14 protein-coding genes and 1 other RNA gene are annotated in these 16711 nt (G+C 36.3%); 2 read left to right on the forward strand and 13 right to left on the reverse strand.

The window, feature by feature from the left end:
* Positions 1-68: 68 nt before the first annotated feature.
* The 10 genes from LDK52_RS07775 to LDK52_RS07820 form a co-directional block, all read right to left on the reverse strand.
* Positions 69-1568, reverse strand: a complete 1500-nt coding sequence (locus tag LDK52_RS07775; protein ID WP_277585388.1) for a carboxypeptidase M32 — start codon at positions 1566-1568, stop codon at positions 69-71.
* Between the two features lie 17 nt (positions 1569-1585).
* Positions 1586-3487 carry an ATP-dependent DNA helicase gene (locus LDK52_RS07780; RefSeq protein WP_277585389.1) on the reverse strand — a complete coding sequence of 634 codons (1902 nt, stop codon included), beginning with the start codon at positions 3485-3487 and terminating at the stop codon, positions 1586-1588.
* Positions 3488-3545: 58 nt separating this feature from the next.
* A complete protein-coding gene (locus LDK52_RS07785) occupies positions 3546-4673 on the reverse strand; it encodes a THUMP domain-containing class I SAM-dependent RNA methyltransferase (protein ID WP_277585390.1) in 1128 nt (375 codons plus the stop codon).
* Positions 4673-6394, reverse strand: a complete 1722-nt coding sequence (locus LDK52_RS07790; protein ID WP_277585391.1) for a putative bifunctional diguanylate cyclase/phosphodiesterase — start codon at positions 6392-6394, stop codon at positions 4673-4675. The genes LDK52_RS07785 and LDK52_RS07790 overlap by 1 nt, the downstream gene beginning before the upstream one ends.
* Positions 6395-6480: 86 nt before the next feature.
* Positions 6481-6863, reverse strand: an RNA gene (gene rnpB / locus LDK52_RS07795) — RNase P RNA component class B.
* A gap of 62 nt (positions 6864-6925) precedes the next feature.
* Positions 6926-7222 (reverse strand): cell division regulator GpsB, encoded by a 297-nt coding sequence (gpsB, locus tag LDK52_RS07800; RefSeq protein WP_277585392.1) that lies wholly within the window; start codon positions 7220-7222, stop codon positions 6926-6928.
* Positions 7223-7259: 37 nt separating this feature from the next.
* On the reverse strand, positions 7260-8576 hold the full coding sequence (locus tag LDK52_RS07805; RefSeq protein ID WP_277585393.1) for a ribonuclease H-like domain-containing protein: 1317 nt from the start codon (positions 8574-8576) through the stop codon (positions 7260-7262).
* A complete protein-coding gene (locus tag LDK52_RS07810) occupies positions 8566-10845 on the reverse strand; it encodes a DEAD/DEAH box helicase (RefSeq protein WP_277585404.1) in 2280 nt (759 codons plus the stop codon). Before LDK52_RS07810 ends, LDK52_RS07805 begins: the two co-directional genes overlap by 11 nt.
* Positions 10838-11206 (reverse strand): YppE family protein, encoded by a 369-nt coding sequence (locus LDK52_RS07815; protein ID WP_277585394.1) that lies wholly within the window; start codon positions 11204-11206, stop codon positions 10838-10840. Before LDK52_RS07815 ends, LDK52_RS07810 begins: the two co-directional genes overlap by 8 nt.
* 75 nt (positions 11207-11281) lie before the next feature.
* On the reverse strand, positions 11282-11437 hold the full coding sequence (locus LDK52_RS07820; RefSeq protein WP_277585395.1) for a hypothetical protein: 156 nt from the start codon (positions 11435-11437) through the stop codon (positions 11282-11284).
* Between the two features lie 183 nt (positions 11438-11620).
* Between LDK52_RS07820 and recU the strand changes: the two genes are divergently transcribed.
* Both recU and LDK52_RS07830 read left to right on the forward strand, forming a co-directional pair.
* Positions 11621-12220: a Holliday junction resolvase RecU gene (recU, locus tag LDK52_RS07825; RefSeq protein ID WP_277585396.1), complete on the forward strand. Its 600-nt coding sequence runs from the start codon at positions 11621-11623 to the stop codon at positions 12218-12220.
* Between the two features lie 21 nt (positions 12221-12241).
* The gene (locus tag LDK52_RS07830) at positions 12242-14884 is read left to right on the forward strand and encodes a PBP1A family penicillin-binding protein (RefSeq protein WP_277585397.1); all 2643 of its coding nucleotides are present in this window, start codon (positions 12242-12244) and stop codon (positions 14882-14884) included.
* A 287-nt stretch (positions 14885-15171) separates the two neighbouring features.
* Here the strand turns inward: LDK52_RS07830 and LDK52_RS07835 are convergent, their stop codons facing one another.
* The 3 genes from LDK52_RS07835 to LDK52_RS07845 form a co-directional block, all read right to left on the reverse strand.
* Entirely contained in the window at positions 15172-15465 is a 294-nt protein-coding gene (locus LDK52_RS07835) for a YpoC family protein (protein ID WP_277585398.1), read from the reverse strand.
* On the reverse strand, positions 15452-16108 hold the full coding sequence (gene nth / locus LDK52_RS07840) for an endonuclease III (RefSeq protein WP_277585399.1): 657 nt from the start codon (positions 16106-16108) through the stop codon (positions 15452-15454). The genes LDK52_RS07835 and nth overlap by 14 nt, the downstream gene beginning before the upstream one ends.
* A gap of 9 nt (positions 16109-16117) precedes the next feature.
* On the reverse strand, positions 16118-16711 hold a 594-nt coding region (locus LDK52_RS07845), incomplete at its 5' end, for a DnaD domain-containing protein (protein WP_277585400.1).

Genomic DNA, 16711 nt, shown 5'->3' on the forward strand with positions numbered 1-16711 from the left:
CAGCTTTATCATTTAACATAGCTATAAAAAAGACCCAAGCAATATTCATCGCTTGGGTCAGATATTATTTAAAGCTTATAAATTCTCGTATACTTTTCTTCTAAGTAATCAGCTAGATATTTTCCATTAAGCCCCTCACCTGTTGCAGCTTGAAGAATATCCAATGGCTTTTTAAGAGCTCCATACTGATGTACATGCTTTGTAAGCCATTCTTTGATAGGTGCTAAATTGCCTTGCTCCAACAAGCTATCAAACTGGGGAATATCTTTTAGCATCGCTGCTTTAAACTGAGATGCATATATATATCCAAGCGCATAAGATGGGAAGTAACCAAAACTAGCCCCTGCCCAGTGAACATCCTGTAGAATACCTTCTGCGTTCGTAGTTGGTCTAACACCCAAATACTCTTCATATTTAGCATTCCAAATCTCTGGTAAATCCTCTACTTTTAAATCTCCATTAAACAATCCTTTTTCGATTTCATAGCGAATCATAATGTGAAGTGCATATGTCAGCTCATCTGCCTCGATACGGATTAAAGAAGGCTTTACTTCATTGATCGCCCGAAGGAAATCCTCCATAGGAACATCCCCGAATTGCTCAGTGGAATAGCTTTGTAGCTTTTCATAATTCTGTTCCCAAAACTTCGGATTACGCCCAACAAAATTTTCAAAAAACAACGACTGCGATTCATGGATACCCATAGAAGCTCCACCTGCTAAAGGTGTGCCCGTTAACTCTTCAGCAACATTTTGCTCATATATTGCATGACCACATTCATGAATGGTACCGAACACAGCAGAACGGAAATCGAACTCATCATACTTAGTCGTAATTCGAACGTCTCCTCTATTTAAACCTGTCGCAAAAGGATGTACTGTTTCGTCTAACCTTCCCGCGTCAAAATCATAGCCAAGCTGTTTGAGTATATCTAAACTAAATGACTCTTGTTTTTGTTTATCAAAAGCTTGGAACAAAAAATCAGTATTTGGTTGATTTGGGGACGCTGAAATGCGTTTTAATAAAGAAACGATTTTTTCTCTTAATTCACTAAAAACTTGATCTAAAATATCCGTGGTCATACCTGGTTCGTATTGGTCCAACAATACATTATATGGATTATTATCTGTAACTCCCCAGTACTCTACAAATTTCTTTAAAGTAGCAACCATTTCTGTTAAATATGGTTGGAACATAGACCAATCATTTTTGTTCTTGGCTTCTTCCCATACAGATTCTGATTTAGATTGAAGAATGACAAATTTCTTATATTCATCAGCAGGAATTTTCTTACTCAGATCATATTCTTTTTTTACTTCTTCATAAACACGTTTGCTTACTTCGTTTACTGAATCCAGCTGTAATTCCATCTGGTCAAGTAACTCTTTAAGCTCGTCTGAAGTCGATAAATTAAATACATCCGTGGCAAGTACGCCAACAACCTCAGAACGCTGATCGATACCCTTTTTTGGCGCACCCGTACGCATATCCCAATAAAGCACCCCTAAAGCTTCTCGATAAGCACCAATCTTCTTTACATAATCTAAAAAGTTTTGTTCCATAGACATCTCATTTCCCCCTTGAATCATTTCGAAATTGATGTAGGCAGTACGCCTGTAAATCTATTCTCTACTTGTGCTTCTTCTTCATTTAACAATAAATGAATTTCCCCGTAATCACTAGATGTACGGATTAGACGTCCAATACCTTGTTGTAATCTTAAGAGCATAAATGGCAATTCTACTTCCTCAAAAGGATTGTTTGAGAAAGAACGTTTTGCATCAAATAGTGGATCTACTGGTGGGAATGGTAAATCATAAATAATTACTCTAGTTAATGATTCTAATGGTAAATCTAAACCTTCCCATAGATGATATGAGCATAAAGTGGAATACTCGCCATTTTGGAATTCTTTCACAATCGTTGAAAGCTCACGATCACCTTCAAAGACGATATCAGCTCGGTCTCCTAAAGTTGCTCTAAAGGAAGCCATCGCAACTTTAGATTTAAACAAAATAAGTGTTTGCATTGCATTATTTAACAGTTTCACTACATGATCAGGTTTCTCCTGTTGCTCCATTTCCTCTGTATATATTTTCATCACTTCTTCATAATCAAATGGTGATGCAACGGAGAACGATTGGAATTTTTCAATTCCCAATGAATCCGCTATATACGTAAAGTCTTTTTCTATAGATAATGTAGCAGAGGAAAAGACAATTGGCATTTTAGAAGTAAATAATTTCTCATGTAAAATATCCGTAACTAATCTTGGCATAATGATTAATGTTTCATAACCATCAATGATTTCTAACCATTCAATGCCATCCCCTTTTTCGGTAAATAAACGAAGAGAGAATGTATATTGCTCTAGAAATTCTTCTACCATACGGAGTTCGTATTCAGGAATTGTATATAACTCAGATTCGAACACAAATTCCTCTAGCAAGCTGTCCGCTACTTTGATTGTCTGTTTACATAATTGCATTAATTCCGGAGATTTATCGACCTTCATCCGATCAGTTTCTTCCATATTACTACCAATCCTTAATAAGCCGAAAATTTTATCATGTAATTCTTGTATAACTTCCATTAAATTTAATGTTTTTTCTCTCACACCATCGACCATTACTTTTTCCAATAATCGAATAAGCGTTTCACTTTGAATTTCATATGTCAACGCTTTTTGAGCAGCAAATTCAAGTAAATGTCCTTCATCTAGAACAGCCATTGAAACATCTGGCAATAAAGGCATTTGCCCTTCACGAACACGCGATTCCTTTGTCCAAATATGCTCCATTAAAAATTCATGCGAGCAAATGATCAGATCCGTAGATTCACGATAATGCTGACGATGAATTGTTTGACCACAACGATTTCGTACATCACATACCATACATTGTTGAGTCGGATGATAGTTAACTTTTTGCCAATCCTCATCACTCACTCCAGCAAATTGACTGCGTTCCCCATAAGGAAATATTTTCTGCATAGACGAATGAGCATAAACAAAATCCGGAACTTGGTCTTCAATTTCTTCTAAAAAATATTCGTTTTCATCATCTTTTTGTGCTTCTTCTAATCGCTTTAAACATAAATACTGATCACGAGATTTTGCTAATCGCACATCTATTTTTATATCTAAATAGTTTTGAAGCTTAAATATATCTCCTGCTTCTTTTACTAGTTGCTCAATTAGCGTTTCATCTGCACATGCGATCAATGCTGGTTTACCTGTATAACGAGCATAAGCAATAGCAGGAAGTAAATAAGCAATAGTTTTACCCGTACCTACTCCCGCTTCAGCAAATAGCACATTTTTCTCTTTTAACGTCTTTTCAATTTGATAGGCCATGAAAATTTGTTCATCGCGGCACTCGAAACCCTTCTCGGGTAATTCATCATATAACACATCACCCATCCAATCTCCTAATGATTCAAAGAAAGAACGGTCTTTTGAAAGTTGGAATGGTAAAGCTTGCTTCATACAAAAACTCCCTCAAATAATAATATAACAGCAAGGGAGAAACTAGTCTCCCTTACTGTTATGAACGTTTACCCCAATATTGATAGTAATCCGTTCGGATAAAACCATTAAACAATTTACGCTTTTTAGTTGCTCTTCTACCGAATACGTTCTCAAAGTTTTCCATTGACGATAACATGTACACTGACCAAGAAGGATAATTATTCATCAAATAACCTAGTTCACCAATTACCTGCTCAATTTCTTCCACTTCTCCAATACGTTCTCCGTATGGAGGGTTACTAACAATAACGCCATCCGTTAAAGTAGTAGTAAAATCTTTCGCATGCATTTGTTTAAATGTGAGGATGTCAGCAAATCCCGATTCAAATGCGTTTTGTTCTGCAATTTGAATCATGTGAGGATCAAGATCCGATCCAATAATTTGAAGTTCTTGATCATAATTAGCTAATGACTCTGCCTCATTACGCACATCTTCCCAAATAGATGATGGCATCCATGGCCAGAATTCACTATGAAAATCACGATTAAAGCCTGGTGCAATATTTTGTCCAATCATTGCCGCTTCAATCGGTATAGTACCGGAACCGCAAAACGGGTCAACAAATGGTCGGTTGGGATTCCATTTAGAAATTTTCACTAAAGCAGCAGCCATCGTTTCTTTTAATGGCGCTTCCCCTTGTCCATGACGATAGCCACGTTTGTGAAGTCCTGCACCACTTGTATCTATCGTAATTGTAGCAATATCTTTTAATATACTTATTTCCAGTTTAAATGTAGCTCCAGATTCGTCTAAAAAACCTGTTCTTTTATGAGCTAGTTTTAATCGTTCAACAACTGCTTTTTTTACGATTGCCTGACAGTCTGGAACACTGAATAATGTTGACTTCACTGATTTCCCCTGAACCGGAAATGCTGCATCGACAGGTAAGTATTTTTCCCATTGCACAGCTTTCGTATGTTCAAACAATTCATCAAATGTTTTTACAGGAAACTGTGCAGCGACAATTTTAACTCTATCCGCAACACGTAACCAAATATTTGCCCGTGCGATTGCACGCTCGTCCCCTTCAAAATAAACCTTGCCGTTTTCTGTAGTTGTTTCATATCCTAAAGCTTTCACTTCATCTGCAACAATAGATTCTAATCCCATTGCTGAAGTTGCTACTAATTTAAATGTTGTCATTATAAATTCCTTTCCTGTCTATAAATATCCCATAGCTCCATGAAATCCCTAAGCTTATTTGCCGCAAGTGGTTTACTATAATAATACCCTTGAATGATATCGCAGCCCATATCTTTTAAAATCTTTGCTTGGTCCTTCGTTTCTACACCCTCAGCAACTACTTTAATATGCAGACGATGAGCCATTAAAATGATTGCTTCTACTATAGCTTGTTTATCTTGTAAGCTAGCTATTTGTTGGATAAAACTTCTATCGATTTTCAAATAATTAAGTGGAAATCTATTTAAATAACTTAGGGAAGAGTATCCAGTTCCAAAATCATCTATGGATATTTTGAAACCCATTGCTTTTAATTTTATCAGTTTAACTACTATATCGTCTGAATCCTTCATAATTGTACGCTCTGTTAGCTCTAACTCCAATAGCTGCGGACTACAATTATACTGCATAACAATTGAATTTATACGCTCGATAAAGTCATCTTGTTGGAAATGGAGGGAGGCAATATTAATGGATACCGGTAATATATGTATGTTTCCTCGAGATCTTGACTCCAGTATATCCAAACACACTTTTTCTAAAATAACCTCGCTTAGAGGAATGATAAGACCAGTATCCTCAGCAATAGGTATAAATTCAGCAGGTGAAACAAATCCTAATTTGTCATTACTCCATCTTACTAAAGCCTCTACACCAATTATTTCTTGTTTAGCTAATCCTATTTTTGGTTGATAATGAATGAAGAAATCCTTATTACGGATAGCTTTTCTTAGTTCTGATTCCAAAACAATTAATCGTTTAGAATCTTTTTTCAAATCATCAAAATAAAATGCATATTGGTTTCTACCATTTTGTTTAGCAAAATACATGGCCTTGTCCGCCTTATATATTAATTTCTCTATATCTTTACCATCTTGTGGAAAAATACTGATTCCTATACTTGCAGTTATATAAACTTCTGTCCCACATACATGAAATGGTTTACTAAAAATCTTAGTAATATTCTTAGCTAGAAGTGCAGCATCTTTTTGATAGTCAATATTCGCCCTAGAATATACAAATTCATCTGCGCCATATCTTGCAAAAATATCGGAAGGTCCGACAATAGCGTTAATACGGTTTGCAACCTCTATTAAAATAAGGTCACCAACTTCATTTCCCAAGGTGTCGTTTATTCGTTTAAATCGATCTAGGTTTATAAATAAGATAGCGTGACTAGATCCCGAATTATTCACTTGGTTAAATAATAACTCGTTGAAAGAACTTCTATTAAATATATTTGTTAAAAGATCAATTTGTGTTAGTTCTTTTAGTTCCTTTGCAGTCTCTTTTTCTAGAGTAATATCCGAAAAGATTCCAAAATAATTTATTAACTTACCTGCTTCATCAAAAGTACTATGAATAGCAAGGGTTTCTGGATAGATCTCACCATTTTTCCGTCTATTCCAGATTTCACCTTTCCAAAATCCATTTGTGTGAATTTCTGACCACATTATTTTATAAAAGTCAGCATCCTGTTTTCCCGACTGTAAAATACTTGGTGATTTTCCATGTACTTCTGAAAACTTATATCCAGTAAGTACTTCAAATGCATTATTGACCATTGTAATCTGCATTTGTTCATCTATAATCATGATACCTTCTAAGGTTGAATGGAAAATTTGTTCCATTAATTCAACAGAAAAAGTAGGTAGTTGTTGGGGTGGTTGTTGTTTTTCCACAATTCTTACCTCCCTATTACTTTATATAATAGAAAAGCTCTCCGAAAATGGAGAGCTTCTTAGTTATTAAATTAGCCACTCATACATTCAATAAGCCATGTTTTGTTTCCACGGTACTCAAACGGCGCAATGCCTCGTACGTATGTGGACGGCAATCATCTATCTACAGATTAAATCTGTTCTTCTATCCGTTCAATTCCTTCAAGAAAATGCCCCTACCATAATTTGGGTTTCTCACTCGTGGGGTTTACCTCGTTCCAGCTGTATAGTTTCCTATACAGTTCGTCACTGTGGCACTTTCAGAGATTGTCAGCCATATCCTAAGACTTAGGCCTTCATCCCGCCGTCAGCTACTAATAGCTGCCTTAGTTTATTTTTTCACTAAGCACGAACACTACATTCATCGCAGAATTGTGTGAGCATGGACTTTCCTCTACAATGTCAAGCATTGCAGCGATTGCCCGAATCTATAAGTGGTATTCCTAGTATATACTAAATACCAATGAGTTTCAATATAAGTAACTAATGTTATTATTCGTACAATTTACTTCCGAAGACATGTTTTTCAAGATGTGAAAGACGCTTTAAAATATCAAAATTAGTGGCTCCCGTTTGTGGTGCAACAGCTGGAGTTCTTGTTGGGATTTCCTCTAGCTGTTCTTTCAGTTTTTTATTTTCTAACTGGAGTTGAATTACTCTCTTTTCATAAGCCTCGTAATCTTGAATGATATCGTCTAAAAAAACATCCACTTCTTCTTGGTTATAACCTCTTAATCCTGTTTTAAATTCTTTTTCTAATATATCAGATGCCTTTAGTTTAAAATCCATATGGTATCTTCCTTCCATCTCCAATTCGCTACTCGTATTATAGCATAACGTTGTCGAATAATGGAGTTTTTTCAGCCACTTTTATGCACTTTTTGTTATGTCCTGCGGTTTCCCGGGAAATATTTAATTTCCGAATTATTCTCATTTCCCGCTTCATAAGTTCTCTTTTCAAGCGAGAATGCACGTCCATATTAAGTTTTGCTTCATGTTCTATACATTGCTGCGTCATTTCGAGCGCTTTTGGGAAATCTTTTAGTTGATGTTCGAATAACTTGGCTAACTCAATGTACACCTCTATACGATATTTCCCGGAAATCTCTTTTAAAGCTTGTCTGAAAGCTTGCACACTATCCTCGTATAATCCAGCTCTTTTTAAATGGAGACCTAAGAAATAATAAGCAATACTTGCATCTTCTTCTGAGAAATTATTTACGACAAAAGTAAACCAATCCACACTAGAATCCACCGTTTTTAAATCACGAAACCATTTACCGATATTCGTATAAGTTGTTGCCGTTTCTACTACTTCTTTTTCTTGAAGTAGCTCGACAGAGAGAATATACAGCGTAACGAGCGATAAAATATCCCATTCATTATGCTTTAAAACCTTCATCAAGTTGATAGGATTACCACTTTTCACCGCATCGAAATATATTATTGGTGCAAGGTGACCAGGTATATCATTTTCTCTTATAAAACCGAGTTTCATTTCCTCTACCTGCTTTAGTTTAAAACGCTCTAATTCACCCTTCCAAATCCTTTTAGATGAATGCATTAAGTCAATTTGGTGATGTTGCTTTAATCGCGGTAGATTATTTCTATTCATCGTCCATCTTGTCACTAATTGGGGAAGGTCAAAACTTTTCCCGTTATACGTAATAAGCGTCTGTTCATTTACCCAAAAATCAGTTGCCTTTAAAAAACTTACCTCATGATCTGGATCTGCTAGCACGAATTGCGTTAGCAAAAACCCATTTTCTACTTCCTTCAACACACCGTTTAGGAAAATTAGCACTCCTGCACCTTTTAACCCGGTCGTTTCCGTATCATAAAAACAAAATGGACTTTCTTTTGCAATAGTTAGTGGATGAGTTGGATAGACTTCCTGCATAAATGTTTTTGCCTGTTGTAGCTTATTAAGCCCAATATTTCCATGTATATGCTCCGAATGATAAAATGTTTCCTTTACAAAGTAAAATCCTTGTTCATCTTTTATAAATTTTAGCCCCGCATCTTTCCATTGTTCAACATAAAATGGAAGCGCCATTTCTAACTCTTCCTTTATAACTTTCTCTTCTACTATCTTCTTTTTCACTAAACCCTTCATTTGCATTAACTTTTTTTCATACGACATGGCGGTCCACCTGCAATAAATGAAGTAACTTAATTACTTCTCCTTTTAAATTTAGCTCTGCATCCTGTGCACCGATACATGCCGGGCAACCATTCATACAAGAACAATCTCCTACTTGCTCCGTCACTTTTGGTATTAACTCATTCCAAAGGTCATACATTCTTTCAGAAAGACCAATACCACCTGGATAACTGTCATACATATAAAACGTGGGTTTTTCTCCATGAATCGATTTTACCTGAGGCACTACATGAATATCCTTCGCATCACAATGAATAAACAACGGGATAAAAGCATGCAAGGCGTAGGAAACTCCGGTCATTGCATCTGATAGTAACGTGTCTTTCCAGCCATCTGGTTTATCAAAACTAAACCATGTAGAGGAAGTATGCAATTCAATTGGCGGTAAATGGATTTGACCAGATCCTATATTATCATGCGTATCAAACTTAATTTTTTTAAATATAGTTGGCTGTGCCAAAACAATAATGTCACCGAAGCGAAGCATACCAATGTCAGCTTCTTTTATTTTATCTTCGCTTAACACTTTTAACTCTATTGCTATATTGGCGTCTGTAAAATAATCGACATCGACTTCTCGAACAAATGCCTTCTTTTCTTCCCAATCTAATTTTTCTACTTGGAATTGAGTCCCTTGGTGCAAGTAAATAGCCTCTTCATGAAGCAAGGTCATCGCACTATATTGATCCATTTCACCAATAACCCTCGTTTTAGTTGGAATAGACTGATCAATAATAATGACATTCTCTTGAGATGCAGAACGTAAGCTAATATTGCTTGCAGGAAAACTATCGGACATCCAATGCCATTTTTCGGATGTCTTTAATAGAACTCCTTCACTTTCAAGAAATGCTAGTAACTCCTGTATAGAAAACTCAGCATACGAATCGGCAGATGAAAATGGCAGTTCAAATGAAGCGCATTTTAAATGATCCATTAAAATAATCATATTATCTGGATGAATTCTAACTTCCTCTGGAGATTGCCCAAGAAAAAACTCCGGGTGTTTCACAACATATTGATCAAGTGCAGTGGACCCGGCCACATAAATTATAAGTGCTTCATCCTGTCTTCTACCAGCTCTACCTGCTTGTTGCCAGGCACTCGCAATGTTCCCGGGATAGCCTGTCATAATACATGCCTGTAGCTGTCCAATATCTACACCTAACTCTAATGCATTAGTACTTACAACCGTTCTAATAATCCCATCCCGTAATCCCTTTTCAATTGTCCTTCTTTCCGAAGGCAAATAACCGCCTCGGTACCCGCGTATAGTTTGATCATTAATCTTTTTACTTACTAAAGATTGTAAATATGTCACAAGCATTTCTACGCGAACGCGGCTCTTCGCAAATACAATTGTTTGTATGCCATTTATATATAATTCCTGAGCTAAATCTCTCACTTCTAAAATAGCACTTCTACGTACATTAAATACAGGGTGTACAATTGGCGGATTATAAAATACAAAGTGTTTTTTTCCTGCTGGTGCACCGTTCTGTCTGATTAATTCATGAGCAGTATTCGTTAAATTTTCCGCTAACTCTTTAGGGTTTTTTATCGTAGCAGAAGTACAGATAAACTGTGGATTGCTACCATAGTATGCACAGATTCTTTGCAGACGCCTTATAACATGTGCAACGTGACTTCCAAATACTCCCTTATATGTATGGATTTCATCTATAACAATATATTTTAAGTTTTCAAAAAGAGTCACCCATTTTGTATGATGTGGTAAAATTCCAGAATGCAGCATATCAGGATTAGTTAATACAATATGACCTGACTTACGAATTTTTTGTCTAATTCCCGGGGCTGTATCACCATCATACGTATAACTTAATATTTCTTCCCCAGTTGCTTCAATCAATTTATTTAAATCACTTTTTTGATCCTGCGCTAATGCTTTGGTGGGAAATAAATAAATAGCCCGTGAGGTTGGATCTTCCATAATGGACTGGAGTACCGGGAGATGATAGCAAAGTGACTTACCAGAGGCTGTTGGGGTGATTGTTGTAAAAGACTTACCAGATGAAGCCGTATCGAAAGCGAGTCGTTGATGAATATATAACTGATTTATACCACGACTTTTTAGCGCATTTTGAATGGACGGATGCATTGCCTCTGGAAAAGGAGCATAAATTGCTTCTTTTTCTTCGGTCGTATGAATATGTTCAATTCGTGGAAAGCGATTTTCATCTACTTTCCACGCATCTAATAACTGATGAATGCTCTTTTTTTCAAGCATGCTCATCCCCTACTTCCTTAATAGCTTGTACAATTGTTTCAAGCGTATACTTGGATGAATGGACAGACGAAAGAAACCTTTTTTTGCTAGTACCTTTGTAATATGATTGCACGATAAACTGTTTCATGGATTCAAGTAAAGAGTCAATTTGGCTCGGATGGACATATTTTGGACGTTTCAATTGAATCCATTTTCGAACCAATTGCTCCCATTCCAAACATATCTCGTCTATTTTATATGCATGTGGTTTCACATCTGTAAAAAAATCTGGTTCTTTATCTAGTTCTCTATATAGGTGAAAACGCGAAATACATTCATCGCATTCTTTCATTAATTGGTTGCTAAGCTTTAATAATGACAAAGTGATCCCTCGCATTCTAGTTATAGTTTAGCAAATTCACACTTATATTACTAGTTCTAAGCGAACGTACATTCTTCACATTTTATTTTCAATTTTCTCTAGCTTTCCAAGTAGCCGAAATGAGTTTTTACTAAAATCCTCTTCAAACTTATCTTGTTCGTCATTTAAACGGTTTTCCAGCAAAAACTCTAGCAATTCTAACTGATCTATAAGTCTTTCAATTTTATTCATAATTATATTCCTCCTTTTTAGAGGTATATTCGCTAGTTTTATATTCTCTCCTTCCTGTTTGACAAAGCATCTTCTTAATAGACAAAACAAGTGTTTACTCGACATTGTGGGGAATGAAACCTTATATAATAACTGTTCGTCTAATGTACTTGTGATAAACTAATAGCATAAAGAGGTGATTGTTTGGCTATTCATTATCCAAATGGTAAAGCGTATGTTCCGGTTATCCAAGCAAAAAAAGAAAAGAAAAAGGATTACTCTTTCAGTAATAGGGGTAAAACCTTAGAGGATGAAATAAATGATGCAAATGAATTCTATATTACTCAGGACATAGCTGTTATTCATAAAAAACCAATTCCGATCCAAGTCGTCAAAGTAGATTATCCCTCTAGAAGTAGTGCTGTTATCAAAGAAGCATATTATCGCACACCTTCTACAACTGATTTTAATGGGGTATTTAAAGGGAAATATATTGACTTTGAAGCAAAAGAAACGGAAAATAAAACAGCATTTCCTTTAAAAAATGTTCATCTCCATCAGGTTGAACATATGAGAAAGGTTTCTAAACAACAGGGAATTACCTTTCTTCTCGTCCGTTTTTCTGCATTAGAGCGTTATTTTTATTTACCCTTTGAACAATTAGCGTTATTTTGGGATAGAATGCTTACAGGCGGAAGAAAGTCTATTACCATATCAGAAATGGAAACACATGCAATAGAGATTATTCCAAGATATGCACCAAGAATTGATTATATAAAAATAGTTAATGACTTGAACGTATAAAGTGAAAGTGAGGAGACGTTTATGAGTGAGCAAAAATTAACTCGTGAACAACGCAGAAAACAACTTGAAAAAAAGAAACAACCTAAAACACCAGCTAAACTATGGATAAAAAGAATATTATTAACCATTGTGATTATTGGCGGGGTTGGACTTGTAGGTGGAGGGGCACTTTTCGCCTTCTATGCAAGCAGTGCACCAGAACTAGACGAAACTTCTTTAAAAGATCCAATTAGTCCTAAATTGTTAGATGCTAACGGGGACCTATTCGCTACAGTTGGTGCCGAAAGCAGGGAATATGTTCCTTATGATGAAATTCCACAACAAATGGAAGATGCAATCATTGCTACGGAAGATGCTCGTTTTTACGAACACTTTGGAGTAGATGTATTACGTTTAGGAAAAGCAGTACTCGCTAACCTTACAAATGGTTTTGGAGATCAAGGAGCAAGTACGATTACACAACAGGTCATTAAAAATTCATTTCTTACAAATGAAAAAACCTTAAAACGAAAAGCTCAAGAAGCATACTTATCCATTCAACTGGAAAGAAAATATGAAAAAGAAGAAATTTTTGAAATGTATTTTAACAAAGTACTAATGTCTGGAAGAATTTACGGTTATGGTACAGCAGCCCAGTATTTCTATGGCAAAGATTTAAAAGACCTTACATTAGACCAATTTGCAGTCCTAGCAGGGATGTCTCAGCGTCCAAATGCGTTCCATCCATTTAAAAATCCTGAGCTTACGGAAGATCGTAGAAATGTCGTACTGCATTTGATGAATCTCCACGGCAAGATTACAGAGGAAGAAATGAAGACAGCACAAGCGGTTCCAATAGCGGATGCTCTATTACCGGAGGATCAACGTGTTGCCACTCAAAACTCAAAATATGATGCTTTCATCGATATCGTATTAAATGAATTAGAAGCAAATGGTGATGGAGATGCAATTTCAGAAGGAATTACAATCCACACTACACTACAACCAAATGCACAACAACAAGTAGAGAAAACATTAAATTCAGATATATTCCCTACAGAGGATATACAGTCGGCAGTAGCCATAATCGATACAAAAACAGGAGCAATCGCAGCAGTCGGCGGTGGAAGAAATTATGGAGCAGATCGAGGTTGGAACTTTGCTCAAGACATGAAAACACGCTCATTAGGCTCAACGATTAAACCATTGATAGATTATGGTCCAGCCGTGGAATACCTAGGTTGGTCGACCGGACAAACAATTGTTGATGAAGAAATTACTTACACAGGTACAGAACAAGTGGTACGTAACTTTGACGGTAAATATAAAGGGGCTATGACATTTAGAGAAGCGTTATATAATTCACGAAATGTTCCAGCAGTTAAAACACTCCAAGAGGTTGGTACCAAAAATGCTGCAAAATTTATAGATCGTTTTGGTATTGATCTCGGAGACATTACTGAAAGTAGTGCAATCGGTGGTACATCAAAGTCAATGTCCCCTATTGAACTTGCGGGAGCTTATGCTGCCTTCGGAAATAGTGGAATCCATACCGAACCTTATTCCATCAATAAAATAGTTTATCGTGATGGAAAAACAGAAAAAAATTATAAGCCTGCTGCAAAAGAAGTGATGAAAGATTCTACCGCTTATATGGTTACCGATGTATTACGTGATGTAATGACAAAAGGTACTGGTAAACGTGCAGCAATTAGTGGTTTAGATATTGCTGGTAAATCTGGAACATCAAATTACAGTCCAAAAAATATCAAAGAATGGGGATTGCCAAGCAGCTCATTTCCTGATGTTTGGTTTGCTGGCTATACAACAGACTACTCTATTGCAATATGGTCTGGATATGAAGATATGAAAACACCAATGACTACTAATGAGGAGCGCTACCTACCTCAGAGTATTTTCAAAGAAGTGATGACTAACATTAGTGCAGACACAGCAAATGAAAAATTCAAGAAGCCTAATTCTGTTGTGGAAGCTACAATTGAAAAAGGCTCAAATCCTCTTAAATTGGCAAGTGGATATACACCAGACGGACTTAAATCGACGGAACTATTCGTAAAAGGCACCGAGCCTACCGCGGTTTCAGAGGAATATGAACAACTCGAATTGAATACTCCATCCAACCTTTCTGTGGATTATGATGAATTAACATCAGCCGCAACATTAGCATGGGATTTTGAACAGGAAGATTTAGAATCTGCAGTTCAATTTGAAGTCGCTGTCTCAGTAGATAGTGGACCATCAGAAGTAATAGAAGTAACCAACCAAAAAGGGTTAATCGTCCAAAGCCTGATTCCAGGAAGTACGTATATGTTCAGCGTCACAGCAGTATCAGACGATATTCGAAGTGATAGTGCTTCTGTGCAATTAACATTGGATGCAATAGTGGAAGAAGAATTAGATGAAATTGAACCAATTGAAGAAGAGCCTAAAAACCCAGATGGCTCAAATAGTGGTAACGAAAATAATAATGGGAATAACGGAAATAATGGAAACGGAAACGGCAATGGAAACAACAACGGCAATGGGAATAATGGGAATGGGTCAAATTCAGGTTCAGGAGATGAAACTGAGAATCCTGACGAAGGCTCTACTGTCCCTCCAACAACTCCACCTGAAGGTACTGGTGAAACCGGAGAGAATGATGAGCCCGGTACACCTCCTTAATAACATATAAAAAACTAGCAGGTCATGACTACAGTCAGGACCTGCTAGTTTTTTTATAAATAGAGAAAATGATTATTGATCCTCTAGATTTCTATTCATCACTGTACTTCAATTTTTCTATCAATTTTTCCAACCAAATAATTTCCTTCGTTACTGAATCTGAAAAATACGAATCTGCAAAGTCTACCATTTACATTCTTTAATAAAGCTTCCCTGTTATGCGGGAGCGAGCGATTCATCGAAATTCTCACTAAAAAATCAAAACAAAAGCGAGTGAATCCTAGGATTCACTCGCTTTTGTTTTGTGCACCTATGCTCGCTATTTTTTTCTTAGATTCCTTAAAGAGCTCTTCCAGTTGAACAAACGCAGCATGTCTTTCTATATTAGACTCTATAAATGTTAAACGATCAATATAGTTAAGTGGAGCTGCTTCTGCTACCTCATCATGAATCGTTATTAGTAGATTGATGCCCTTTTGCATCAGCTCAACTTTTTTAATATCCTTTGTTCTAACGAATCCCAAAAGATCTTCACGAATTATTTCCCATTCATCGAAATATTTCTGATTACTGAAGGACAATTTTGTTCATCCTCTTCTTCCCTTCTCTACAGACCGAAAGTAGAGGGCATTCAGGGCAATTTGGATTTTGGGCTTTACAGTGATAGCGGCCGAAAAAGATTAACTGATGATGCGTTTTAGACCATAAATCTATCGGTGTCTTCTTCATCAACGTTTCTTCCACCTGCATAACCGAATCTTTCCACCTGCAAAGTCCTAAGCGTTTGGAGACTCTTTCCACATGTGTGTCTACTGCGATTGCTGGAATATCAAATGCAACAGAAACTACTACATTTGCCGTTTTTCGCCCGACTCCAGGAAAGGTCGTTAGTAAATCTCGATCAGATGGAACCTCGCCATCATATAATTCTATTAGCTGTTTACTAAGACCTTGGATATTTTTAGCCTTGTTTCGGAATAATCCAATAGAACGAATATCTGTTTGTAATTCTTCAATGGAAACAGCTAAGTAATCCTCAGGTTGTTTATATTTTTGAAATAAATTTTTTGTTACTTTATTCACTAACACATCCGTACATTGTGCAGACAGTAAAGTAGCGACTAATAATTCGAATGGGTTATCGTGAACCAACTCACAATGTGCATCTGGGAACATTTGCTCCATTTCATCTAAACAGTATAGCCACCCAGCTTTTGTAAGCATAATTCACCCCTACTCTCTTTCTTCTAACCAGTTATAAAAAGGAACTTTTGCAGTAGAAGATGGTTGTTCCGGAGCTTTTTGCACAGGAATATGTTGCCTAAACTGTGCAGACTGATTTTCAGCAGCTTCTACTGTTTTAATATTTTTCTTTTTCCAATCAAATAAAATCCGATCTATATAACGGAGGCTTAGCTTTTGAGAAAGTACAGCTTCCTTTAAAGCCAAGCGAATTAGAGATACAGAATGTTCATCCTGATCAAACCACATACCAATAGTTTCATATTCCATTGGGGATAATAATCGACCAAATTCTTGCTCGAATAATTTATATATATCCCCCTCTTCTTCTTTACTAAGATTACTCTTCACATCATCTTGTTGCTGTTCGATATAATCTACTAACAGCTCCCATAATTGATAAAAGGAGTAGTATTCAGAATGTATCCCATTTTGATCTTGATGCTGCTCAAGTTGTAATAATCCCTTCTGCATAAGACGTTGCAAAATAGTTACTACTTTGTTTTCACTAAAATGAGTACGTTCTACTAAGTTTTGTGGGGTAGGAAAATGATTTCCTGCTTCTCCATAAGCGATTAAATGCAA

Source organism: Psychrobacillus antarcticus, from assembly GCF_029533155.1.
Classification (GTDB): domain Bacteria; phylum Bacillota; class Bacilli; order Bacillales_A; family Planococcaceae; genus Psychrobacillus; species Psychrobacillus antarcticus.

Excerpts from the sequence above, each read along its gene's own strand:
- gpsB (WP_277585392.1), bottom strand. The coding sequence starts at position 7,222 with ATGGATTTTAAACTAAAGGCATCTGATATATTAGAAAAAGAATTTAAA.
- LDK52_RS07820 (WP_277585395.1), bottom strand. The coding sequence starts at position 11,437 with ATGAATAAAATTGAAAGACTTATAGATCAGTTAGAATTGCTAGAGTTT.
- LDK52_RS07830 (WP_277585397.1), top strand. The coding sequence starts at position 12,242 with ATGAGTGAGCAAAAATTAACTCGTGAACAACGCAGAAAACAACTTGAA.
- LDK52_RS07785 (WP_277585390.1), bottom strand. The coding sequence starts at position 4,673 with ATGACAACATTTAAATTAGTAGCAACTTCAGCAATGGGATTAGAATCT.
- LDK52_RS07805 (WP_277585393.1), bottom strand. The coding sequence starts at position 8,576 with ATGTCGTATGAAAAAAAGTTAATGCAAATGAAGGGTTTAGTGAAAAAG.
- nth (WP_277585399.1), bottom strand. The coding sequence starts at position 16,108 with ATGCTTACAAAAGCTGGGTGGCTATACTGTTTAGATGAAATGGAGCAA.
- LDK52_RS07810 (WP_277585404.1), bottom strand. The coding sequence starts at position 10,845 with ATGCTTGAAAAAAAGAGCATTCATCAGTTATTAGATGCGTGGAAAGTA.
- LDK52_RS07775 (WP_277585388.1), bottom strand. The coding sequence starts at position 1,568 with ATGTCTATGGAACAAAACTTTTTAGATTATGTAAAGAAGATTGGTGCT.
- LDK52_RS07780 (WP_277585389.1), bottom strand. The coding sequence starts at position 3,487 with ATGAAGCAAGCTTTACCATTCCAACTTTCAAAAGACCGTTCTTTCTTT.